This window comes from Deltaproteobacteria bacterium (assembly GCA_019308995.1).
Taxonomy (GTDB): Bacteria; Desulfobacterota; Desulfarculia; order Adiutricales; family JAFDHD01; genus JAFDHD01.
Genome location: JAFDHD010000048.1, coordinates 1 through 24,026, shown reverse-complemented (window position 1 = coordinate 24,026; position 24,026 = coordinate 1). Strand labels below are relative to the sequence as shown.

Genomic DNA, 24,026 nt, shown 5'->3' with positions numbered 1-24,026 from the left:
CTGAAAAGCGCATCTTTAAGGTTCATGATTTGATCTGAATCCAGCTTAAAGGAAGCCGCATGTTTAAGGTATTCTGCCGCTGAAGAACCAGCGGTCGAGCCCGACCAGATGGATTTTCCCGAAGACCAGCCGTTAAAGAGTCCCGGTCCCATGGATTGGGCCGTTCCGCTGGCAAACAGACCGGCAACATTACTCATGCAATTAATGTCAGTTTTAATGCCTCCTCGAAGGGTCTGAAGGGCGGGCGCCCAATCCACTTTGGAACGAAAAATCCTTATGCCTTTCTCCTTCAGCCTGATCAGGTTCCGAGGCATCCATCCCCCAAAATTATTGAGGAACGCCGCTTCCATCTGCTCAGGCAATGACCTGAAGTCATAATAAAAAGGCGGGCCATGACCTTTTTTATGCTCCTGAGCCATGGCTTGAACAATATGATTGATTTCAGCGCGGCTGCCTTGCGGGTCATACTGGGGCATGAAGTCTTCATCAGCAGCATTTAAAAACCGGGCCCCGGCTTGACCGGTCGGGCCGGTTCCCTCGAAATTATAAGCCAGGGGCGCTGTATTAATGACCATTTGTTCCATATTGGTTAGGTCTGCGCCAGCACGATAGGCTATGGCAAAGGCATCACCCGTGGTCGCTTCCACGCAGCAGTAGTTGCCGCGAAAACTACAGTCACAGGCCGCCACCACCACCGCTTGAGACTTGAAAATGTAAAAATCCCCGGTTCTTCGGTGACAGCCGACCGCGCCGGAGGCCTGGTTATCTCTCACTATCAAATCATTAATAAAAATTTTATTAAAAAACCGGACACCCAGCCTGAGCGCTGTTTTGCGCAGAACTGTAGTCAGCGCCGTTCCTCCGATCCATTCTTTATAGGTCGCGCCGATTGTCATCTGAACCGGAACCAGACCTCGCGAGTTCATACGAAAATAATCATTAGTCTGCGGATTTCTCCTGAAAACAATGCCCATGTCCTCGAACTCCCTCAGCCGCTCAAAGGATTGAACTAAAAAGGATTCGACCATGTCCTGGTTGCATAACCCCTGCTGGCCGATAAAGATGGCCTTGATCCATTCTTCAAGATCATCCCCAGGATGCAGATAAACTGTGGCCCCGGCTGCCAGCCTTGACTGGCCTGTCATGGCGACGGCCCCTTTATCTACAATGGTTACATCCTTCACGCCGTTTTGTTTGGCCTTGATAGCCGCAAATAATCCACCAAATCCGCCGCCGATTATGAGCAAATCTGTTTTAACGACATTTCCGATATCGTAAACGTTCATTCCCTAAAAGCCTCCTTAATGAAGCCTGAATCAGAGCTAAGTATCTTTATAGATTTTACAGAGCAATGCTCTTAATTGATAGGTCCCCATGGCCGGGTCATATGAATCTGAACGACATTATCCGCCGGAATGGGAAAAGACGGGATTTGATTAGTCAGCCCCTTTAAATCCAACCGGATAAACCCGGCAGAGCGCGCTGCGCAGCGGCTCTGAGCCTGTATCCGGATCATAATCCGTATCCCCGAACAACAGGTTCACACTGGATTTTTTCCAGCCATACTCGGGCGGTTCGTCTTCAGGAAACCACCAGGCATGCTGGGCGCAGACCAGGTCCTTGGCCATGCCGTCAAAAAGTCTGGCGCGCATTTGCACCCTGCCTTCCTGGGTTTCGATCCAGACCCAATCATTGTCATTAACATTCAGGGATGATGCGGTGTCGGGATGTATTTCGACCAGAGGGTCAGGGTTCGCACGCCGAAGCGATTCGATCTGGCGTCCTTCACTGTGGAAGAATGTTTTAATCTTAGCGCCGGTTGTTAATATCAGCGGGTACTCTTTATACACATCAGGAGTGGATATGGGTGAGATGGGCGGTTCTCGATAAACTGGCAGCGGTGATAACCCCATATTCTCCAGCGCACTCGAATAAATCTCCGCCTTTTTTGAAGGCGTGTTAAAACCATCCTGTTTATATTTGTAATAGCGCATCTCTCCCATCAGTATGCCGCGCGCGCAGAACTGATCAAAATTCAGGCCGGTATCCTCCAGGACCCAGTCGTGGTATTCGCGCAGGTCTTTCCAGGGAAAGGCTTCCTGCATGCCCAGACGGTTTGCGAGTTGAATCATCACCTCCTTGTCGTCGCGCGCCTCACCGATTTGCGCCACCTTCTTTCTGGCCAGGACGCACCATATTTTATGCAAGTTCGCTATATCGTCCTGCTCAAGCCAGGTGGCCGCAGGCAGCACCAGGTCCGCCAGCTGAGCGGTCGGCGTTAAGAAGAAATCAGAAACCACGGTAAATTCGAGCAGCCTCAAGGCCTGTTCGACTTCCAGAGAATGAGTATTGGTCACCAGAGGGTTGGAGCCCACAATCCACATGGCGCGTATTCTATAAGGATCACCAGTCACGATGGAGCGCCAGTAAGACGGCGGATGCGTTACGCCGCTTAACGGGTATTTGTGTCGGTCAACACGGCGTGATGCCTTATCAGGAGGTAAAAACCGACCGCCAAAGACACCCGGATTGATGAAGGGAGATTTCTGTTTCACTTGTTCAGGTGGAACCCAGTGGACATCGCCGCCAGGCCGGTCGAAGTTTCCGCAAATAGCGCTCAAGATCAATATTGCCCGCGCCGTCTGCAGGTTGCAGGCGCTCATATCCAGGGCGTTCCCCCACTGGATGCAGGCTGGTTTGGCGGCGGCGTAAGTTCGTGCTGTAGCCCGGATGTCTTTGGTCTTTAATCGTGTAATCGAGGTCGCCCATTCAGGGGTGAAGGGGCGGACGTGTTCGACCAATTTTTCATAACCGACCGTGTAATTTTCAATGAAATCCTGGTCCACGAGTTCTTCTGAGATAATGGTGTTGATCATAGCCAGGGCCAGAGCGCCGTCTGTTCCCGGGCGAAGCTGCAGCCAGTGGTTGGCCTTCTCCGCTGGAGGGATGCGTCTGGGATCAATAACGATCAGCTTTTCTGACTTTTGCATGGCTTTTTCCACCATACCGCCGCACATGCCGTCAGAAGCGCCGGTGTAAGTGACGTTACATCCCCACAGGACCACGCAGGCGGGTTTTTCTCCTCCAAACCCATAGACATCACAAACCGGAAGCCGGCCCAGGGTCAGGATGCTGGCTATAACTCTGGGCGCATAACAGATATGGCCCACGCTGGTGTAGTTTGGAGTGCCAAAGGCATTGGCGAACCGGGGAGCGAGATTCATGTACGGCCGGCCTGTACCCTGCGACATCCCAAAGTACTCAGGGCCGTTTTCCTGCTTGATCGCGCTTAATCGTTCCGTTATTTCATCTAAGGCGGCGTCCCAGGAGACACGCTCCCACCTGTTTTCGCCGCGTTTACCTGTGCGCCGTAACGGATAGATTAGACGATCCGGGTGGTAGAGTAACTCAATTGAGGCCACGCCTTTAGGACAGATATAGCCTTTGCTGACAGGACTCTCAGGGTCACCGGTGATCTTGACCACCCGATCCCCATCCAGGTGGACCAAGACCTGGCAAACCCCGTGACACATTCGGCAGGCCGAACGGACAACACGCTTTTGACTCATAATTAACCCACCTAATTTGTAAGACAGGCTTTACCGCAGTTGCCTTGTCAAGGGCTGGGGCATTAAAAATAGGGTCAGCGTTTGAGCCTGATGTATTCATAGGCCTGGGTGGGAGCGCTCCCGGCTTTTGGTTTATAGAACTCTATCTTTGGACCAATACCGTAAGGTGAATGATTCGCCCACAGATGGATGTTGATACGGCTGTCACGAATGAGCTTGGATATCTTCCTGTCCCATTCGACGATCTCATCTTCGGTTAGGGACCAGCCGGCTTTTAAAACAGACTTATGGATTTCCGGCGTGGTTAGATAACAATAGGGCATGAATTTAACATAGAAGTTAAGAAGATTGGCCGGGCCTTCGCGCAAGGCATTATAAAACGAGATCGTCGAGACGAGTCCGCGAAGTTTTTTAAAGCGAAAAACCTTGATCCAGGTGCCTCCTTCATACAGTTCCACCTTGGCTTTGATCCCAACGTCTGCCAGATTGGCCGCGATTGCCTCGGCCCAATATTTACTGCTGATTGGGACATTCAGGGTAGTTTCGAAACCATTGGCATACCCAGCCTCGGCTAAAAGAGCTTTAGCCGCCTCAGGATCATAGGGGTCCGGCTTGACCGAGGGATCATACCCTAATGTAACCGGGGCCAGGACCTCCCCCCACGGTTCGGACGCGTTGAAGAGAATTTTTTTGCAGATGATCTTTCGGTCAATGGCCAGACTGGCGGCCTTTCGGACCCGGATATCGTGAAAAGGGCTGGGGTCTTTGGGTCGGCGCAAATCGCCAAAGGCCAGAACCGTGCCTGTAACATAAGGTGAATAGACGATCCTTAAATTAGGATCAGCTTTGACCGGCGGGATATGAGGTCCAATGAGGGAGATGATATCCGCCTCTCCGGCCTTGAGCATAGCCAGCCGTGTCGAATGCTCCGGCACATAGACAAACTTCAGCGTTTTATATTCAGGGGTATGGCGGTAATGATTTTTAACGGCCTCGAGGAGGAACCATTGATCCTGCCGATAGTCTATCCACTTAAACGGCCCGGCTCCGATAGGTTTGTCAGCGAAGCCTTTGTCACCCACCTTTTCGCGGTATGCCTTGGGCATGACACCACCGCCAAAACCAAACTGCCCCCAAAATCCCATGTAGGATGTATTGAAATGAACGCGAAGATGATAGGGATTCTTCACCTCGATCGCCTTGATCTTGCGTGATAAAATAGGGTAAAATAGAAACTTAAGCTCCTTACGCATGTATGTCTCTAAGGAGAATTTCACATCCTCCGCCGTCACCGGGTTTCCGTCATGGAATTTCACATCGTCTCGCAGAAAAAAATCAACGTACTTCCAGCCCGGGGCAACCTTCCAGGATTTGGCTATGGCAGGAACATCACGCTTATCCATGTCCTCAATAGTCAGACCATCGAAAACAGTATGAGAGACACTTGGCCCACTACCGCCGCTAAAGGTGGCCGGATCACCACCGACCCTACCAAATGAGTCTGCACTGACTGCGTATATGACATCCCCGGTTTGAGCCGCCAGTCCGGCTAGGGGTCTGAATGCAAAGATGAAGATGATTAACATTATCGTGGCAAAACAAAGCCCCCAGAGATAATTATGCCTTGTTCCTTTCATGGTGCACCTCCTTCACGGGCTGACCGTGCCTCCGATTATCTTAAACGGTGACACGGCAGGTTTAATGTTTGTTGCCAAGCATCGCTTCATGTTCAGATAGTTCATTGGTTTAATAAAATACTGTGCCAGCGCATACATTGATGGCCTGTCCGGTAATTCCCCGTGCATCATCCGATGCCAAATAAACCGCCATTTCGGCAATCTCTTCCGGTTCTACCAACCGCTTTTGTAAGGCCATGGGTTTGATGCGTTCCTCCAGCACCACCTCCGGCGGGGTTTGGGTCAGACGAGACAGCTCGTCTAAAACGCCGCCGGGCCCGGTAATCATGCCGGTGTTGGCTACACCGGGGCAGATAGCATTGATCGTGATGCCAGGCAGACCCAATAATCCCATCTCTACGGCTACGGTCCGGGTCAGGCCGATAACACCGTGTTTGGAGGCGCTGTAGGCTGAATTGGTCGGGCTGGCCTGCTTGCCTGAAATAGAGGCAATGTTGATGACCCGCCCCTGTTCAAGTTCCATGATCTTGGGAAGAAAGGCTTTGATCATATAATATGTCCCGATCAGGTTAACCTCGATGGTGCGACGCCAGATGTCATCATCGGATTGATGCACGAAGGAACGCTTGCCCACCACACCGGCGTTGTTCACCAGGATATTTATTCGATCAAAGGTCTCAAAAGTACGCCTGACCAATTTCTGGACTTCATGGGGCCTGGTGATATCAAGCTGGCACGGAAGCGCCTTTCTGCCCATCGTTGTCACATGTTCGGCCACCGCCTTAACCTCGGACTCCTCGTCGGCCGCGATAACAAGATCCGCACCCTCACGGGCGAAGGCCAGGCAAATAGCCCGGCCTATGCCTCTGCCGCCGCCTGTGACCACGGCCACCTTGTCTTTTAGTTTCAACATCTATCTCCTCAACTATGTCTCATACCTTGAGGCAATCGCTATCAACCGGGTCGCTTCAAATACCCAGAAGCTCTGGCAAGTCGAATCTTTCCCGGCCTGCTTTTTTATTAACCGTGCAGCGCACGGGGCGGCTGGCAAACAGCTCGTAAATACATCTGTTACAACGCCGGCATTTCTGAATATTCTCAGCTTGATCTTCCCACACCTTGTTAGCCCACTCAGGATCGGCAATAAAGGCGCGGGAGGACGAGACCCCATTAGTGTTTGTCGGCGCCAGGACCAGACGGTTCTTGATCTCAACAGGACCAATGCGGATCGGCTGAAAGAGGATTTCGTGCCTCATCCTGACCTTACCTCTGTTTGGGGTCTATTATTTATCCAGCCAGATGTCTTCAGTCTCCCCGGCATAGGGGTTAATAAACATCCTTTTAGGGTAAACATAAGGCTTGAATGCGCCAACCACATCCAGGGAGTACACGAAGACCATGGGCGCGTCTTTTAATATTTTTCTCTGGATTTCCTGGATCATCCTGGCACGTTTTTGAGGGTCAAGGATCTTCCTTTGTTCCTCAATCATGCGGTGAATTTCCTTATTGTTCCACTTGTAGTAAGTGGCCTTCTTTGTATCTCCGAAGTAAGGAACGAGATATTCTTCAGGATCAAAACCGGCCGTCAGGGAGGTGTAGGCCATTTCATAATCAAATTTCCAGGCTCGACTGAAGAATTGGGCGAACTCCAGTATCTTCAGATTAACATTGATGCCTACCGCCTTAAGCATTGCCTGGGCCACCTGGGCGCCGCCAGTAAGAGCAGGGTTGCTAGGGGAGATCATTTCGGCTGAAAAGCCATCAGGGTACCCCGCCTCAGCCAGGAGCTTCCGGGCCTGTTCGGGATCGTACTTGACCTGATCTTCCTCTGGGAGGGAATATGGAGGCCAGTTGGGCACCGGACCGATCTGCACCGTCCCATAGCCGCCCCAGGCAAGTTTCATAAGTTTCTGCTTATCAATAGCCATAGCAATAGCCTGCCTGACCTTAGGATTATCAAAAGGGGGCTTCAAGGGCCGCTTGTCTGACCAGGGCGGTATCCTGATGTGAAAGTTATAAAGCAGTTTCCCTCTGACAAACACAGTGTCCGGTACTTTCCTTTTTATGGTCCTGACCTGGAAGTGCTGGGCCGTTACTATATCGAGCTTGCCCGCCAGGTAGGCCGACATGGTGACCGTGACATTCTCCATGATCTTCATATGGATCTTATCCAGATAAGGAAATCCTTTCTTGAAGTAGTTCGGATGCCGCACCAGAATAATATGAGAGCCTTTCATGCGATCCCCCAGCATGAAAGGGCCGGTCCCGATGGCCTTACGCTTTAAATCTCCAAATTTCTCCACAGCCTCCCGGGGCACGATCGCACTCCACGAAGAAGCGATATAGCTGATAAAAGGCGCATAAGGCTCCTTGGTCTTGAAAACGACCGTATATCTGTCGGGCGTGGTAATTGATTCCAACTTACCCTCAAAATAGTAGCGATTCTTGTACTTGGGCTTTTCCCCGTGCATCCCGGCCAGCCGTTCAATGCTGTATTTAACGTCCTCAGAAGTAACCTCACGACCGTTCACCGGCGGGAGATTATGAAAACGCACACCCCTGGGAATCTTGAAGATGTAGGTGCAATCATCCACTCTTTTCCAGCTCTCGGCCAGATCAAGTTCAATCTCAGTTTGATCTGGATTCCACCGCAAAAGGGTATTGTAGGTACTGTTTATAATTCTAGGTGTATTTGCCCCGGAATCCTTGTGCGGGTCAAAGGTCCTTGGCTCGCTTGCCGACCTCCGATACGTTCCGCCGTATCTTGGCTGAGCAGCCAAAGATATACTGGTTAACCAGAGGCTGAGGATGCACACATTGACGATAACAATTGTGAGTAAGTTAACTAACCTTTGAAACGAAAGCGAGTGGCCTTTTTTTTGCGTCGTTTGCATTTTTCCAATCCCCTTATTTGAAAAATAATGAATAAAAAAAATATTCAGATCGAATTGAAATATAACTAATTGAAATAATTTTAATATTTAAATACAGGGGGAAAAGCCGCACCTTTCTTTCCTGACTAATCAGCTATCTTGAAAGTCAGATATATTAATTCCGGTTTTTATTGTTTCTTTTTTGAATGCTTTATGTGAAATTTATGGTCCGTTAAAAGTCGTACAACTTATGAACAGGTATCAGTTTAATCATCACCGCTTTTAGCATCAGACATCGCTTGTATCCGCTGGGTAATCATGTCCCTGCTGATCCCGGCGAACCCATCGGGTATTTTCAGACCAATCAAGGACTTTTTGGGTATATCCATCCTGAGCGACTGGTCATACTTCTCGAAACCGGTTTCAGGATTGCGGATACAGCGCACGGGTAATCCCTGCAAGGTGCGCAGCAGGCAGCGATTGCAGCGAATACATCTCCTGATGTCATCCACCTTCCCTGCCTGGACTTTATTTACCCAGTCCGGGTCGGTGAACGTCTGCCGTCCGAGTGAAATCATATCAATCCTGTCTTCCTTAAGGACTTTTTCCACATTGTCGGGATCATGGATAGAAGGACAGATGACCGGGACCTTGGCCGTCTCCCGTAAAGAAGTTGCCTCATCGAGCATGTGAAAAGCCTCCTCATCCGGGAAGAAGTATTTCACGGCCTCGTAAGACCCATCAGATATATTGAGATAATCAATTCCAGGCAGCGGCTGCGGGGCATTACCCGTGCCAGGTCGGAAAGTACCCATCGGATTTCCAGCCACCAGCAAAGCCACGAGACGTTTCATGTCCTCATGCGTGAAACCATCGGGCATATGTTCATCTGCACTGAGCCGGATTCCCAAGGGGAAATTTGACCCGACCGCGGCGCGCGCAGCCTCAAATACTTCGATGGTGAAGCGGGCTCGATTCTCGAAACTGCCTCCGTAAAGGTCGGTGCGCTTATTAGACCTCGGAGAAAAAAACTGATGCTCCAGGTAACCGTGAGGGGCATGGATTTCGAGTCCATCGAATCCGGCCATGACGGCTAGCATACAAGAATATTTATATTCCTCTATTTCATTATTTATCTCCTTAAGGGTCATTTCATAGGGAACATGTTCCTCGGCGCGCGCCGCTAAAAGCCCTGGATTTTCCATGGTAAGCTTGAGCAGGGAAGGCGGTACATTCTCTGGCTTTATTTCCAGTGGAACCGGAGAAGGGGCGGGCGAAGGAGAACCGTCAAGGGCATGGCCTTGCCGACCGAAGCCAATGGAAAGCTGAATAAAAATCTTGGCCCCAAAGTGATGAACAACATTGACCAGTTCCTCAAGACCGGCCAGATGACCAGTATTAAAGAGATGCAGGTTGGTGGTGTAGGGGAATTTTGCCGCCAGCCTGGTGCCCAGGACACACTCGGAAATTATGAGGCCGATTCCCCCGCGGGCCCTTTTGGCGTAATAATTTAAGATCTGGTCGTTGACCAGTCCGTTATTATTGCTGGAATAAAGGGTGTTCATCGGAGCCATAGCAATACGGTTTTTAATTTCGCATGACCCTATCTTTATGGGTTTAAAAATCTCTTGGTAGGCCATTATTTCTCCTTTCAAACTTTGAGGTTGTCCTGATGAGCCCTAATCAGTCGGCCTGTCCCTGCCTTCCCAGTATTTTTCTCTGACATCGCGGCGGCGAATTTTTCCCACCGTTGTTTTGGGCAGCACTTGAACAAAATTCACTGATTTCGGTGTCTTATAACCTGCGATTTGCTTTCTGACAAAGGTAATAAGTTCTTCTTCCGTGGCTTTTTGGTCTGGTTTGAGCGCCACCACGGCCTTGACCGCCTCTCCCCATTTTTCATCGGGAACACCGATAACGGCTGCTTCCAAGACCGCGGGGTGCTGATAAAGGACGTTTTCCACTTCCGTGGGATAGACGTTCTCCCCGCCAGAAATGATCATGTCATGCTTGCGATCAACCAGGTAGATATAGTCTTCTTCATCCTTGTAGCCTATATCCCCGGTATAAAGCCAGCCATCCCTGAGGGCGGTCCCGGTCTGTTCCGGATCCTTCCAGTACCCAAGCATGACGTTCTTCCCAAAGACCGTGATCTCTCCCTTTTCGTTCGGCTCACATTCAGTCCCATCCTCTCTCCGAATCTTGACCCTGCAGTTTATGGCCTCCGTGCCGACTGATTTAAGACGAAAGGCAAGCGGTCCTTCCAGGTCGTAGTCATCCGGTCCCATGGTCGAAACCGTGGGGGCGGCCTCTGTCAATCCGTATCCCTGGCCGAATTTATCCCCGAAGACCTGAACGCATTTTTTCCAGATCTCAATGGGCATCGGGGCCCCGGCGAATGAGAGGCCCCTGATATGAGAAAAGTCATGTTTCTCGATATCAGGTATCTGAAGCATGAACTGGTAAATCGCCGGGACCAGATTCATGCTCACAGGCTTTTCCTCAAGGATAAGCCGCACGATTTCATTGATGTCAGGCCGCCGGTTGATAACGACCGAACCGCCTTGCAGCTGGAAACAGAAGGCCTGCCAGTTAGCGATATGAAAGAGAGGGAGGATAAAGAGGGTTCTAAACCCTCGCACCGTCATGCCCGTGCTGGCCATGGTAATCCCGCCGAAAGCGGCCATGAGGTTCCGGTGGGAGAGCATCACTCCTTTGGGCAGCCCTGTGGTGCCGCCTGTATACATAAGAATGACCATGTCATTCTCATCCAGTTTTTCCCAGTCAGGCTCGCTTGGATCGCCACCTTGAATGATATCTTCATAAAAGGTCATCCCTTGAGCAGGTTCTTCCACACCGATGAATTCCCTGACCTTCTCGAGGTTGGGTTTGAGATTATTAGCTGTTTCGAGATACGCTCCCCCAGCCATAAGGGCCACTGCATCGGCATGATTGATAATGTGGGCAAGCTCCTTTTCGGAGAGCCGGTAATTCAGCGGTACCGTCACCATGCCCAGCTTGGCCAAGGCATAATAGATTTCCAGGTATTGGTGACAGTTCTCAAGTAACACGGCGATATGCTCCTTTGGTTTGTACCCGCGCGCAAGGATGCCATTGGCCAACCGGTTGATCCTTTCATTAAACTCCCGCCAGGCAAGGCGGGTCCCTTCGAATACCACGCACTCATCATCCGGGAACCTCTTGGCATTCTTCATCGGGATATCGCCTAAATAGATCATGACCCCCTCCTTTCATTCGAGACAATCGCCAGGATCGTCACAGCCGCTAAACCTTGACGCGCCGTTTTGAGGTGTCAACACCCAGAAGTCGTCCCAGGTTCTCGCCAAAAATTTTCCGGCGGTCTTCATCAGTGATCTCGGGATATCCATAACTCTCCTGCATATCGTCCGGAATCTGGAAGTCCCTGAGTCCTTTGACTGCCGCCCCAATTTGGACGCCAAATCCGGCGTAATCGCACCCCCAGATGATCTTGTCCGGACCAACCCATCGGAGCGCCTCGCCGATTATTTTTGCGAACTTGCGCGGTTGAGTTATGGCCCAGGGAACAAGCAGGCTCAGGCAGGGGTAAACATTCGGATGACCCATGGCGATCATATTGAGGTCGTCACAGTAAGGGTATCCCATGTGAAAGGCCACGATTTTGAGTTCAGGGAAATCGCGGGCCACGTCATCCAGGAGTATGGGCAAGGCATACTTACTCTTGCCTGGCGGCACCCAGCAGAAGCCGGTGTGGATATCCAGTACGATGTTCAGTTCTTCAGCCTTTTTATAAAAAGGCCACAGCTCAGGATCGTTGATATAGGTATCTTCAGGCGGATAAAACTTGAAGACCCTGGCCCCCTTCTCCTTGACCCAGTACTCCAACTCCCAGATAGTGTTATCCACGCCTTTATATTTTATGGGGGAGATGTTGGGCTGGTACATGAAACGGTCGGGGTTCGATTCGACAATCTCAGCCATCTCACCATTGGTGCACCACCGGCTGGTGTAACCGGTAGTATCCATCATGGATTCTGGCAGCAGGCAGGCGATGTCCACTCCATACTTGTCTATAGCCCTCAGAATATTTGCCGGGTCAGGGGATTTTTCTATATCCTGAGGGTCTAACAATGACGCAAAATCCTCGGGCATCCCGGAAAACAGCGGCCGGGCAATATTGGCAATGGCTTTCCACCACATTTGAACCCCGGGAAAGTGGTTGACCGGCTCTATATCCCCGATCAGGTGGCATTCCGGATCAATTTTGAAATAATCATCTTTTTCAAACGACATCGTCTTTCCCCTTTAGTAGGATTTCGGCAGCCCCAGCATACGTGCAATGACGTTTATAGCCATCTCGTCAGTAATAGGAGCAAAAACCATCTGTTTGTAATCCCGGAAATGCCGCTGCAGGTCATATTCCATGGTAAAACCGTAACCGCCTAAGATCTCCATCCCTTTAATGGCGCAATACTCTGAGGCCCGGGCAGCGACGACCTTGGACATCTGGGCCTGGACTATACTGGGCTTACCCATCAGGGACAACGCCGCGGTGCTGTAAATCATGTTGCGCGCGTTTTCGATCTGCATGGCCATTTCCACCAGATAGTTCTGGATAATCTGGAACTGGCCGATCGGTTTGCCAAAGGCCTCCCGCTCTAATGAATACTTGAAGGCGTCGGCATAGGCGGCCTTGGCTATTCCCAGAGACATTAGCGAGGTGGCCACCCGCTCTACGTTCAGCAGGCCGGCGGCGGCCTGTCGGGCCTGCCTTTCGCTGGCCCCGCCACTGCCAGATACGCCCGCGCCGCCCCCGAGTAAGAACCGGTAGCCCTGGTTTTTTGGGCCGAGCATAAACTCTTTCGGGACCTGAACGTCTTCATAGAAAATTTCGGCGCAGGCGCAGGCGTGGATGCCCAATTTAGGAATTTTTCTGGTGGTGAGCCCCGGGGAGTCGGCTGGCACAAGGAAGACAGACCAGGCCTCAGATCGCCGGGCCGGGTTCTTATCGGTGATGGCAAAGGTTATGATATAGTCCGCCGCGTGGGCCGCGGTAATAAAAACCTTTTGCCCGTTGAGGACATAATCATTCCCATCCTCTACGGCCGTGGTGCGCAGGGAGCCTAAAATATCGGTACCCCCGCCGGGCTCAGTCAGGGCCATACACATCTTGACTTCACCTTTGGCAAATTTAGGCAGGAACTCCCTTCTTTGATCTTCATTCCCCAGGGCGCCAATAAATCCGGTCCCAAATCCATTCGCCGCCCCAATGGCCAGCATTAACGCAACCGAGGCGGTGGCGATTTCTTCCTGGAGGATCAACCCCTCATATGGACTGTCAGCCGGACCTGAGCCGCCGTATTCCTCTGGTATTCCTCGAGCGAAATAGCCAAAGTCAGCGACCTTCCTCCAAAGAACATCCGGCGGAAAATCAACGTTTTCGTCCATCCATCGCACGTATTCCCGGTTCAATTCTTTCTCGCAAAACTTTTGTATGGATGATCGCACCATGGACAGGTATTCTTCATCCCAGCCAAAATAGGGCATTTCTTGTCAGACCTCCTCCTGACCCAAAGCAGAATCAGCTCATGTGCCTTGTCTCTTGAACCAAGGCTTTAACCAATCACTTTACCGGTTGGAAGTAATATATGCTGAAGTTTTCGTGGACGTCCTCCCAGACCAGCTCCACTGGCATATCGCATCTGAGGTCTTCGTGATCGCAGTTCACAATCCGCGTCATGACTCGAATACCTTCATCCAGATCAACAAGAGCCAGCACATAAGGCAGGTCGTCCATAAATTTTGGCTCTACGCCGTGCATGGTAACGGTGAAGGTGTAAAGTTTGCCTTTGCCTTTCGATTCAATCCAGCTTAAGTTCGACCCCCAGCACTCCGGACAGAATTTGCGCGGATAAAAGATATTGGTGTCACAGTCATTACAATGCTGGATCAAGAATTTATGCTGCGTGGACGCCTTCCAGAACTCCTCGGTCCACGGCTGAGGTACGGGTATCGGCTTCTTATACTCTGTCATGGTATATCCCTCCCAAAAACACTCCAAATCATGTTCATGCCAGACCCTCCGGCGGCATTGGTTAAAAGATATCTGGCGTCAGGCACCTGCCTTTCACCGGCCTTGCCCATGAGCTGACGCGCGCACTCCACATAGTAGGCCGTGCTCACGCCGGAGCCGGTATGGCCGCGCGATAACTCGCCGATGGTCGAGCATGGAATCTTCCCGCCTGGGGAAGTATGGCCGTCCATGACGAACTGACCGGCTTCTCCCGGTTTACACACGCCAAGCCCCTCAAGCAGCAGCAGAAAAACATGAGGATAAGCGAAATAAATCTCCAGGATATCCATATCATCGAGTGTCAGGCCGGCCTCCTCCAGCGCTCTTTGAGCCGCCCGCGGACCTTTGCCGATTTTGCGATCCTTGCGCTGGGTGGCGGTAGCCCCCAGGTACAGGACATCCTCGCCAAGTTTGTAAACCGGCGTATCCGTTATCTGCGGCGCCAGTTCGCCGGAAGTGACGACCATGGCCGCGGCCCCGTCTGAGAGCACATTGCATTCAAAGGCGCGCAGCGGCGTGCTGACCATCCTGGACTCAAGCACCTGCTCAATCGTCAGCGGCTTCCGGTATCGCGCATTAGGATCCAGCATGGCCCACTCCCGGTTAGCCACGCAGACCGCAGCTATTTGTTCCGGTGTTGTTCCGGTTTCATACATGTACCTATTCGCCATAAGAGCCATGACGCCGTTGTAGGTCATGCCGAAGGGGTACTCCCACTGCAGATCTATGCCAGCAGTGGCAAAAAAGTTGATGGCGTCCTCCAGGGTGATGCCCGAGTGCCTGGTGGCGTGATTGATCAGAACCGTTTTGGCAATACCGTTGTTGACCCAATGTTCGGCCATGCGAAGACAGTTGGTCGTGGTCGCTCCGCCAGCATTGACAATGCAGATGTCTTTACATCCTCTTAACCCCAACTCTTCCGGAATTTTTCCAAACCCGATTTCCGATTGAAGCTTTGGTTGAGCCATAGGGTTGACGCTGATTACGCCCTCGATATCGTTCTTATCGAGGCCGGCGTCCTTAATGGCCTCCATGCACGTAGTGTTAATCATTTCCCAATCCCCTCTATCCGGGAACCAGCCCGTGGGGATCTCACCGACGCCAATAATGGCAAGTTTTCCTCTGCCCATCCTTGTTATCCTCCTGTTAAATTAAGACCCGGTAAATTCAGGCGGCCGCTTCTGGAAAAAGGAAGTGACCCCCTCCCGGGCGTCGCTGGTTGTATTTAAAAACATGATCGCGCCCCGCTCTATACCCATGGCGTTATCCATACTCTCAACGTTGAGGGTGGTGTTGATGACAATCTTACAAGCCTGTATAGCCAGCGGCGCGGCGTTCTTCATTCTTTCAAGCAGTCCAAGGACCTCTTCCTCTAGCCTGTCCGAAGGGCAGACCCTGTTCACCAGGCCCAGGTCCTTGGCTTCCTGAGCGTCAATCCTCTCCGCGGTCATGAGCATCTCTTTGGCGCGTCGTTGAGGAATGGCCCGGGGCAGGCGGACCGTACCACCCCATCCGGGCAGAACCCCAAGGCGAGTCTCCAGGAGACCGAACTTGGCCGTCTCAGAGGCATAGATGATATCGCAGCACAGGGCGAGCTCCAGGCCTCCGGCGTAGCAATAGCCGTTGACCATAGCGATAACCGGCTTGTCCAGGTTTTCGATGAGCCGGCAGACTTCAACGCCGCGATTCTTCATGAAGTCCCACATGCCGACCCGGTCCAGTGTGCCGAAATAACTGATGTCACCGCCCGAACTAAAGGCCTTGTCTCCCGCACCGGTAAGCACCACGGCGCGAATGGACCGTTCCTTTTGAATCTGCTGGAAGGCCGTCATAAGGTCCTGCTGAATCTGATCGGTCAAGGCATTGCGCATGGGTTCGTTGTCAATGGTGAGCCAGACGACTCTGTCCTTGATTTCATACCGCAGATTCTCGAATTTCAGCTCAACCGTCTTCTCAGTCTCAGACGGGTTGCCTTCAACCTTTTTTTCAGGGGTCCAGTCGGACCCGACCGGCTTAAACTTGGGAATACTGAGCTCATCGGTCGCCGGATCAAAGACGACTTCCACTTCCATGCCTATATCGAGTTTCGAATAATCATCGTATCCGACCAGCATGCTGCCCAAACGCACCCCCTCGTCCAAAGTAACCAGACAGATGACATAAGGCTGGTCGTCCTGGAAATCAGGCGGGGCCCCTTTTTCAACCAGGCTGAAGGACTGGAGTTTTCCCTTTCCTGAAGCCTTGATGTATTCGATATTTTCTGATTGACAGTGAGGGCAGACCTCGCGAGGGTAAAAAATATTTTTATCACAGTCCTTACAATGCTGGATAAGCAGTTCCCCTCTTTTGCTTGCCTCCCAGAATTCCCTGGTATATGGCCGAATCTTTGGCAGGGGTTTGCTGGTATAATCCATGATTCCCTCCTTAACTTGACGCCTAATTACGGATTGACCCCAAAGATTTCGACAAAGGCGCTGTTACCCACGCCGCCCATAGCCGTGGCCAGGGCGATCTGGGGATTTTTGACCTGTCGCTCTCCGACCTCGCCTCTAAGCTGCCTGATGGCCTCAACGGCAAAAAGCATACCGCCGGATATGGCGCAGTGCCCCCGGGAGAGCATGCCGCCGTCAGTCGTGACCGGCAGTTCTCCGCCGGGCGCTCCGCCGCCCTCCAGCATCCACTGGGCCGCTCCCTGGAGGCCGCCCTCGCACAAGCCCAGGTTATGCAGCCAGGCGAGGGTGCCGACCGGATAGGGTTCATATATAGAGGCTAGATCAATGTCCTTTGGACCGACACCGGCCTCCTCATAGGCCACATCAGCCGCCAGACCCTGACCTATGCGCTGGCCGCCGCCCATTCTGGCCTGGCTGATATTGGAGAAGGAAAAGGAACTTCCTGCACCCAGAAGATAAACCGGCTGATCAACCAGGTTCTTTGCGTTTTCAGCCGAAGTCATGAGCAGGGCGGCCGCGCCATCGGCCAGGGGTGGGGATTCCAGAGTATGGATCGGATCAGCGACAAAACCTGAGTTCAGAACGTCTTCAATAGTGATCGGATCTCGATACATGGCATTAGGGTTCATGGCCGCCCATTTTCGATTACTGACCGCCACGCTGGCCGATTGTTCCGGCGTGACGACTCCTCGAAGAAAGAGGGGCTTCATCATGAGGGCCACCGCGCCAATCTGAAAAAAGCCAAAAGGCCTTTCCCAATCTTCATGGTGCAAGGCAGCCAGCTTGTCCACGGCCTTACCTCTGGTGATGGTGCCCCATTTATTAGAAGCCACCATGAGCACATATTGAGACTGCCCGGATAGAATAAGTCCGATGGCTACCTTGATCATGGCTGAACTCGAGGCCCCGCCGGTGAACATCTGGAATTCAAGGTCCGTACGGAGTCCGATCTCCTCCCCGAAAAGACCAATGCCCCAGTCATAGACCTCATCAGCGAACGACCTGGTCGTAATAATGGTGTCAATGGCTGAGGCTTCGAGATTCGCTGTCTTCATCGCCATCAGGGATACCTGAATGGCCTGCTGTACCGATGTCCTTTCCGGGTATTTCCCGGTCGGGATCTCTCCATATCCTATAAAAGCAACCTTACCTCTGTTTGGACCAGCCATATCATGACTCCTCTTGTGATAAGGGTTATCGAAGAAGCCTTTGAATTTTTTATGGATGCGATCGTGTCTGGTCTAGTTTCGACCAACCTGAGGCCTTGTTCATGAATCAGGTCTAACGCCCAGGGCTGCCTGGCTAGATCGGGACGTCTTTATGTCCTTTGAGCCAGCGGTGATAAATGATCAACTATATAACAAAGAATGACTAGTCAGTCCAAGATAAGGTACAATAACTTTGTTGTCAAGAAAAATATAAGATAATACAGTTAAATATGTTTATGAAAGATTTCAAGGAGTTATTCATTTGCTACACAGTTACACAATAATTACTTGACTTCAAGAGATTAAATTATTAGAATTCTAGGCATTGAAATTATGCCTTGACATAAAGACCACTTAAGCAAGGCGTCCCAAAATTCCGTCACAGGAACTAACCTGCTTAAACATGCTGATGTCTCGGGAACCTTGATACCCAAACCTGAAAATGCCTGCGAGCGCATTCCCCGCAGCTTGCTGCGGGGTTAGCGAGCGAAGTTAAAATGGTCCTTATCTAACATTTGGAAGATTCCCTGCTGCTTGCAGCAGGGAGCTTCAATATTGGCCAGTACAGGAGGATAATTAAGTGCCAGAAGCGATTTACTACATGAAAATCAAGGACCTTTCGAAAAAGAGCGGGGTCTCTCGCTACTCCATACATCACTATCTCAGGCTAGGACTGCTCCCTGAACCGCATAAAAAGAATAAGACCATGGCTTATTACGGAGAGGTACATTTAGAACGCCTGAACCTCATCAAAACCTTAAGAGATCAGGGACTTTCTTTGTATGTAATCCAGCAAATGCTTACCCAAAACACTGAGGCTAGAGATTTTAAAAACTCCATAAAAAGAAATCCTGCAGCGCGGCAGGTGCGAAAGCAGAAAGAGTTGAAACGAAAAGAACTCATTGTAACAGCCGGAAGGGTCTTCTCGGAAAAGGGGTATTATCGCACCAGCATCAGCGACATTACCGATGAACTGGGCATTGGGAAGAGTACATTTTATCTGTATTTTCGAAATAAAAAAGAGCTGTTTTTCAGCTGTATTGACGATATCCTTGATAACCTTTGGAAGGAGGATTGGGACCGCATTCTTGGCGAGTCTGATCCGGGAATCAGGTTAGGCCTGAGAGCTGAGGCCTTCATTAGAGTCTATCCACGCGTTAAAGACATCTTGCAGATGATGCGAGGGGCTTCGGTAGGCCAGGAAGAAGGCATTGGGAAAAAATATCAGGAGATATACGCCAAAATAGCTCGTCCGGTTATCAAGGACCTGCAAAAGGGAATGGAACTGGGTCGGTTCAAGCAGGGTGACCCTGAACTCCTGGCCTACGTTATGGTCGGAGTCGCCGAGGCCATTGCGTACCGTGTGCACATGGATGGTAAATACAGCATCGAGGACGGCGTGGAGTTAATACGACAATTCAGGTTTTTCAGTTAGTCAATTTATCAATTCCTTAAATAAGGCAGGGCCGCTGATGAACCCTGCCTTTGATGTCTCTAATTAACTTTTATCTCCCAGTAACAGTCGTGATAAAACAACCTCCGCCGGACGAGGATGGTTCACTCAGGAAGCCCGGCGGGGCGGGCGGTTTCTCTAAGCCCCTAACATCAACGTTAGATCCAACAACCGCGGCACGACGGCTTGCATCAACCAGGAAACATAATTCCCCCTAACCCCCGGCCAGCTTTTTGACCCAGCCTCCGGTCCCTGGAGCCAAAATAGAAGCAGGCACGTAATCGCCTGATGCATACACCCAGAAAACCTGCTGGGTAATGCTGTTGCTGGCGCCGGTCAGGTACACTTCGGTTGATCCCTGCCTCACCACGATCTCACTCACAGGAATGGCGTAATTATACGGATTGCCAACCTGGTTCCAGCCCTGGTACAGAGGAACACAATAACAGGACAACCCATGGCCGTGCCGTTTGGCTGGCCCTCTTTCCCGGACTGGCCATCCTGCTGACGGTCCTGAGTGTCAACATGCTGGGCGACGGGCTGCGCGACGCCATTGGTCCGAGGCTGAAAACATGACAGACGTCCTGGTGGATATCAGAGGGTTAAAGACCCATTTTTTTTACAGAGGCCGGCATTACCGGCCCTTTGTCCTGAATGCCCATCACACCTTCCAGCCGACCCTTGATCTCAGCGCCGTAGAAAACGATTCCGTCCCTTATTTCGTCGGACAATTCGTCCCGGCTCATATAGGGCTCGTGCCACCGATCCTCAGGGATTACACCTCGATAGGCTTCAGCCGCGTCATTAATGATCTCATATATCTGCTCAAAATCGGATTCATGGCACGCTCTGATCATTCAAGGTTTTCCTTTCTGAAAATTCTATGAGCCAGATCCCTAAACGTGCCATTTAAACGATACCCCGTCAATAATAACAGGTACTTTACCTCGGGGCGGCCAGAGGGGTTCCTTGAGCTGGGCGTTCCACTTTTCAAAGGCGGCTTGTAATCCTTTTCGCACGTCCGCCTGTTTTTCAGCCAGGTTTGTCATTTCGCCGAGGTCTTTGGAAAGATCATACAACCAGTAATGCCCTTCAGCCGCGAACAGTTTCCAATTCCCTTTCCTGACCGCCCAATTAGGGCCGTTGCGCCAGAACAGGTATTCATGGGGCGCGGAATGCAACTTATTGTTTAGATACGGAAGCAGGTTTACTCCGTCTACCTGGCTATCTGTTGAGATTTCGCCGTTCGCGGCCGCTATCGTGGTAGGGAAAATGTCCAGAGCGCTGACCGGAGAATCATACACCCTTTTCGCGGGCATATGACCAGGCCACATCATGGCAAAGGGAACACGGACCCCGCCCTCGAACTGGGCCATTTTCCCCAGCCTTAAGGGAAGATTACTGCAGGCCTTTGTATAAAGCGCGCATCCATTGTCGCTCAGAAAAATAACCATGGTATCTTTTTCCAGGCCGTGCTGTCGGATCTTCCTTAAAATCTCGCCCACCCCGTCGTCCAAGGCCGAAACCATGGCCGCGTATATGCGCTCTCTCTCATCTTTGATATGGGGGAATCGATTATAATACTTTAACGTGGCCTGAAGAGGAGTATGCGGCGCGTTATAAGGCACGTATAGAAAAAACGGCTCTTTATGGTGATGCTCGATAAAGGCCACGGCTTCCCTGGTAAAGGCGTCAGTCAAGTAATCCTCTTCTTCGACCACTGTAGCGCCCCTCACGATGGGATTGAAGCGGCTCCGGCCGTTCCAATCTGGCATGTTGGTTCGACCGTTTCTAAAATAATTTCGTACGTCCGGCCGGTTGGGGTCAATATACATATTCCCGCCGAACGTAAAACCGAAAAATTCATCAAACCCCCGTCTTATCGGATGGAATTTCGGTCTTGTGCCCAGATGCCACTTACCCACCATGCCCGTGGTATATCCCGCTTTTTTGAGCGTATCTGGCAGGGTAATCTCCGCCAGAGGCAGTCCCAACCCGTCCGAAAAATCGCGTCTCAATGGGCCGGTATTGTACTCAAAACCGAATCTCTGCTGATACCGGCCGGTAAGGAATGAAGCCCGTGACGGACTGCATACCGGGTTGGTGACATAGCCGTCTGTGAAAAGAACACCCTTTTCCGCGATTGATTTTATATTCGGGGTGGGGATCCGATCACAACCATAGAGTTCGGTGTCGCAATAGCCCAGGTCATCGGCCAGGATGACAACGATATTCGGTTTTCTCGACACTGCCTGGGCCATGCCCAATCCAGGCGAGAGCAGACTCACCGCACCGGCACCGGCCAGTTGTAGAAATTGTCTTCGTTCCATTTTCTATCCTTAATTATGCAGCATTAGCCGCGATTTCTTTTTTTCAAGCCTTTCGGCGCTACTCTTTGCCTGAAATGTAGGCATTGTGCTAAGTCCGGAGGCCTGCAACTTCTTGCCAAAAGGCGACTTCTCGCCAATCTCACCCAAAGTCGAAAGTTTTTCCCATTTCGGAGTATAGTAATCCATCGAATCCCTCGCTGTCACTAGATAGCCACCCGTCAGCCATGGCCAAACACCGCCTGGTAGTGGCGGCGTAGCGGGAAGGCCGAGGCCACATGCACCCACCAGTAACGGCCTGACCTCGCTTGATCAAGCAAAACAATTGATAAAACCTTTGCGCGCCATCAGCGCCGAGAACATGCGGGGAGACGGTGGCGGGATATCGGCTCAACCGCCCACCCCTGGACTCAAAGATAATCGGAAGACCCCTTCCCTTCCTCTTCCTCCTCCTCCCAGCTGGCCATCTTCCGGGCCGCGGCCCTTTTCTTTTTCACCCAGGCGGCAATCATGGCCAGCGCGGCCAGAAACCAGATCACGCCCGAGCCGGTCAGGATGGGAAAAATCGAAAAGCGGAGCTTAAGCCATCGAAAGAACTCCTCTTCCAGGACATGACTCCGCAGGCCCGTGGCTTGAAGCAAGGCATTTTCCAGGCTTATGCCCAGGCCAAGGTTTCGGATCAGCCGCTGGCAGGAGTCTGAGCCAAAACGATCCCGAAGGAAGGCGATGAAATAATAGGACTCAGCATAAGCCGTCTCAGCACCGATACGATCTTCCGGAAAGCCTCGAACCAGCTGCCTGAGCGGGATGAACTTTTTAGAGATCACGGCCCGGGTCATGGCCACCTGCCGCGACAGGCCCCACTCGCCAGCCAGATGCATGGTCAAGGCTTCATTCAGCCAGGTGGGCACCTGCCGCTGGTTGAAAATCCTGCCCAGAACCAGGTGAGTCAACTCGTGGGCCAGGACATGACCAACATCCTGCCTTGAGGCAGCCCGAGGTGATTTGATGATTATGAGATTCAGCCTGGGATAAGCCACCCCCACGGCCCAGTCCGGCACCCGAACCCCACCCGGCTGAGCTTGAATAAAAGAGGAACGAGATGAGGCCAGCACGATTTCGACCCGAGCGGTGAACCTCAGGCCGACCTTTTCTTCCAGCCGGTTCAAAATCTTTTCGGCCCGGTCAGCTAAAGACTTGGCCAGCCGGGCCTCATCCTGATCATGGCGCACCGTCACCCGAGCCGTATTTACTGCGTCCATCGTCCCGGCTGAGACAAGACAAAGGAGTATGATCAAGGCCTTCATCGCTCCCCCTGCTTCAGTCTCGGTTCAAGCGATCTCTTGCTTCAATTAAGGGAAGGTCCTTTATGCGGAGAATCTTGGTGCGCGACGTTGTTCCGGAAATAATCGTAATCTTGTCCCGGGACACGCCCAGATGCCGGGCCAGGAGCTTAAGCATGGCTTGGTTGGCCCGCCCGCTGACCGGCGGCGCCTTGACCCTGATCCGAAGCGCATCACCATAAACGCCGCCAATGACATCCCGGGCCGATCGAGGCGTGAGATGCACCTTGAGGCGCACTCCGGCCCGGTCTTCCTGCAAATAAATGATATCCTTTTTTTCTGACAAGTTATGTCTCTGGCAGGCAGGGCCTCTGGTTGAAAAACAGCTTTCCCTGAATCCTCTCCGGATCAAGGGCTGTCAATTTAGATCATGCCGCGGATGGCAAACATGAGCTGATCCAGTATCCGCATGATTATATAAATCCCAGCGATAACTATAATCGGCGTCAAATCGAATCCGCCGACAAGCATGGGCAGCATCCGGCGCACACGCCCCAGAACCGGCTCGGTCACTCCATAGATGAACTGAACAATCGGGTTATACGGGTCAGGACTTATCCAGGAAAGAACCGCCCGGGCGATGATGACAATGAGGTAGATAAGCAGAACGGCGCGGATCAAGTTGATAATGCTGCTGAAGAAAATGGGCAGCAGGATCCTGACCGGTTCATGATGGGCCAGGGCCTTGAGTGAGACAACTAAAAAATCATTCAAGAAAAACAGGAGCAGAATCAAGATAACGGGTGAAAGGTCAATCCCGCCAATCCAGAGAGGCAGCCGGCGGCGAATGTATAAAAGAGGCGGGTCTGTTAATCTGGATAAGAACTGAACAAAGGGATTATATGGGTTGGGGTTCACCCAGGAGATAACGGCCCGGGTGATGATAATCCACATGTATAATGTCAGGCCAAAGCCCAGTAGCCTGGCCAGACTTTCTAAAAAGCTGTTTACTTCGAGGGTCATCGCCTGTCTTCTTCATTAAGAATCTTGAGTTTAAGCTAATACGTGAAACCTTAAAAGTCAAGGTTGGTTCAGTGTTTGGACGGCTGGTTGAGGTTTTGACTTCCCTGTGATATCGTGAGCTATAAAT

The 24,026-nt window shown here is 51.6% G+C and carries 22 protein-coding genes; 1 reads left to right on the top strand and 21 read right to left on the bottom strand.

The window, feature by feature from the left end:
* The 14 genes from JRI95_09620 to JRI95_09555 form a co-directional block, all read right to left on the bottom strand.
* A partial coding sequence (locus tag JRI95_09620) for an FAD-binding protein (protein MBW2061805.1) occupies positions 1-1,286 on the bottom strand: 1,286 nt, incomplete at its 3' end.
* Between the two features lie 150 nt (positions 1,287-1,436).
* The gene (locus JRI95_09615; GenBank protein ID MBW2061804.1) at positions 1,437-3,569 is read right to left on the bottom strand and encodes a molybdopterin-dependent oxidoreductase; all 2,133 of its coding nucleotides are present in this window, start codon (positions 3,567-3,569) and stop codon (positions 1,437-1,439) included.
* A gap of 74 nt (positions 3,570-3,643) precedes the next feature.
* Positions 3,644-5,206: an ABC transporter substrate-binding protein gene (locus JRI95_09610; GenBank protein ID MBW2061803.1), complete on the bottom strand. Its 1,563-nt coding sequence runs from the start codon at positions 5,204-5,206 to the stop codon at positions 3,644-3,646.
* 109 nt (positions 5,207-5,315) lie between these two features.
* Positions 5,316-6,119, bottom strand: coding sequence for an SDR family oxidoreductase (locus tag JRI95_09605; GenBank protein MBW2061802.1), 804 nt, complete (start codon positions 6,117-6,119; stop codon positions 5,316-5,318).
* A gap of 55 nt (positions 6,120-6,174) precedes the next feature.
* A complete protein-coding gene (locus JRI95_09600) occupies positions 6,175-6,462 on the bottom strand; it encodes a hypothetical protein (GenBank protein ID MBW2061801.1) in 288 nt (95 codons plus the stop codon).
* Positions 6,463-6,489: 27 nt separating this feature from the next.
* The gene (locus tag JRI95_09595; protein MBW2061800.1) at positions 6,490-8,100 is read right to left on the bottom strand and encodes an ABC transporter substrate-binding protein; all 1,611 of its coding nucleotides are present in this window, start codon (positions 8,098-8,100) and stop codon (positions 6,490-6,492) included.
* A gap of 245 nt (positions 8,101-8,345) precedes the next feature.
* Positions 8,346-9,719 carry a hypothetical protein gene (locus tag JRI95_09590; GenBank protein MBW2061799.1) on the bottom strand — a complete coding sequence of 458 codons (1,374 nt, stop codon included), beginning with the start codon at positions 9,717-9,719 and terminating at the stop codon, positions 8,346-8,348.
* A 39-nt stretch (positions 9,720-9,758) separates the two neighbouring features.
* On the bottom strand, positions 9,759-11,318 hold the full coding sequence (locus tag JRI95_09585) for a long-chain-fatty-acid--CoA ligase (protein MBW2061798.1): 1,560 nt from the start codon (positions 11,316-11,318) through the stop codon (positions 9,759-9,761).
* Between the two features lie 46 nt (positions 11,319-11,364).
* On the bottom strand, positions 11,365-12,372 hold the full coding sequence (locus JRI95_09580; protein ID MBW2061797.1) for an amidohydrolase: 1,008 nt from the start codon (positions 12,370-12,372) through the stop codon (positions 11,365-11,367).
* A gap of 12 nt (positions 12,373-12,384) precedes the next feature.
* A complete protein-coding gene (locus JRI95_09575; GenBank protein MBW2061796.1) occupies positions 12,385-13,626 on the bottom strand; it encodes an acyl-CoA dehydrogenase family protein in 1,242 nt (413 codons plus the stop codon).
* Between the two features lie 76 nt (positions 13,627-13,702).
* Positions 13,703-14,113 carry a Zn-ribbon domain-containing OB-fold protein gene (locus tag JRI95_09570; protein MBW2061795.1) on the bottom strand — a complete coding sequence of 137 codons (411 nt, stop codon included), beginning with the start codon at positions 14,111-14,113 and terminating at the stop codon, positions 13,703-13,705.
* Positions 14,110-15,282: a thiolase family protein gene (locus tag JRI95_09565; GenBank protein MBW2061794.1), complete on the bottom strand. Its 1,173-nt coding sequence runs from the start codon at positions 15,280-15,282 to the stop codon at positions 14,110-14,112. Before JRI95_09565 ends, JRI95_09570 begins: the two co-directional genes overlap by 4 nt.
* A gap of 21 nt (positions 15,283-15,303) precedes the next feature.
* Positions 15,304-16,566, bottom strand: a complete 1,263-nt coding sequence (locus tag JRI95_09560; protein ID MBW2061793.1) for an enoyl-CoA hydratase/isomerase family protein — start codon at positions 16,564-16,566, stop codon at positions 15,304-15,306.
* A gap of 26 nt (positions 16,567-16,592) precedes the next feature.
* Positions 16,593-17,774: a thiolase family protein gene (locus JRI95_09555; protein MBW2061792.1), complete on the bottom strand. Its 1,182-nt coding sequence runs from the start codon at positions 17,772-17,774 to the stop codon at positions 16,593-16,595.
* Between the two features lie 619 nt (positions 17,775-18,393).
* Between JRI95_09555 and JRI95_09550 the strand changes: the two genes are divergently transcribed.
* Positions 18,394-19,248, top strand: coding sequence for a MerR family transcriptional regulator (locus JRI95_09550; protein MBW2061791.1), 855 nt, complete (start codon positions 18,394-18,396; stop codon positions 19,246-19,248).
* A gap of 232 nt (positions 19,249-19,480) precedes the next feature.
* Here JRI95_09550 and JRI95_09545 read toward each other — a convergent pair whose 3' ends face one another.
* The 7 genes from JRI95_09545 to JRI95_09515 form a co-directional block, all read right to left on the bottom strand.
* Complete coding sequence (locus JRI95_09545) at positions 19,481-19,720, bottom strand: hypothetical protein (GenBank protein ID MBW2061790.1); 240 nt, start codon at positions 19,718-19,720, stop codon at positions 19,481-19,483.
* Between the two features lie 148 nt (positions 19,721-19,868).
* Positions 19,869-20,123 carry a hypothetical protein gene (locus tag JRI95_09540; protein ID MBW2061789.1) on the bottom strand — a complete coding sequence of 85 codons (255 nt, stop codon included), beginning with the start codon at positions 20,121-20,123 and terminating at the stop codon, positions 19,869-19,871.
* Positions 20,124-20,162: 39 nt separating this feature from the next.
* Positions 20,163-21,596 (bottom strand): sulfatase-like hydrolase/transferase, encoded by a 1,434-nt coding sequence (locus tag JRI95_09535; protein ID MBW2061788.1) that lies wholly within the window; start codon positions 21,594-21,596, stop codon positions 20,163-20,165.
* Between the two features lie 139 nt (positions 21,597-21,735).
* Entirely contained in the window at positions 21,736-21,987 is a 252-nt protein-coding gene (locus JRI95_09530; GenBank protein ID MBW2061787.1) for a hypothetical protein, read from the bottom strand.
* Positions 21,988-22,003: 16 nt separating this feature from the next.
* Entirely contained in the window at positions 22,004-22,900 is an 897-nt protein-coding gene (locus JRI95_09525) for a hypothetical protein (GenBank protein ID MBW2061786.1), read from the bottom strand.
* Positions 22,901-22,913: 13 nt separating this feature from the next.
* The gene (locus JRI95_09520; GenBank protein ID MBW2061785.1) at positions 22,914-23,204 is read right to left on the bottom strand and encodes a YggU family protein; all 291 of its coding nucleotides are present in this window, start codon (positions 23,202-23,204) and stop codon (positions 22,914-22,916) included.
* Between the two features lie 95 nt (positions 23,205-23,299).
* Positions 23,300-23,899, bottom strand: a complete 600-nt coding sequence (locus JRI95_09515) for a YggT family protein (protein MBW2061784.1) — start codon at positions 23,897-23,899, stop codon at positions 23,300-23,302.
* Between the last annotated feature and the right edge of the window lie 127 nt (positions 23,900-24,026).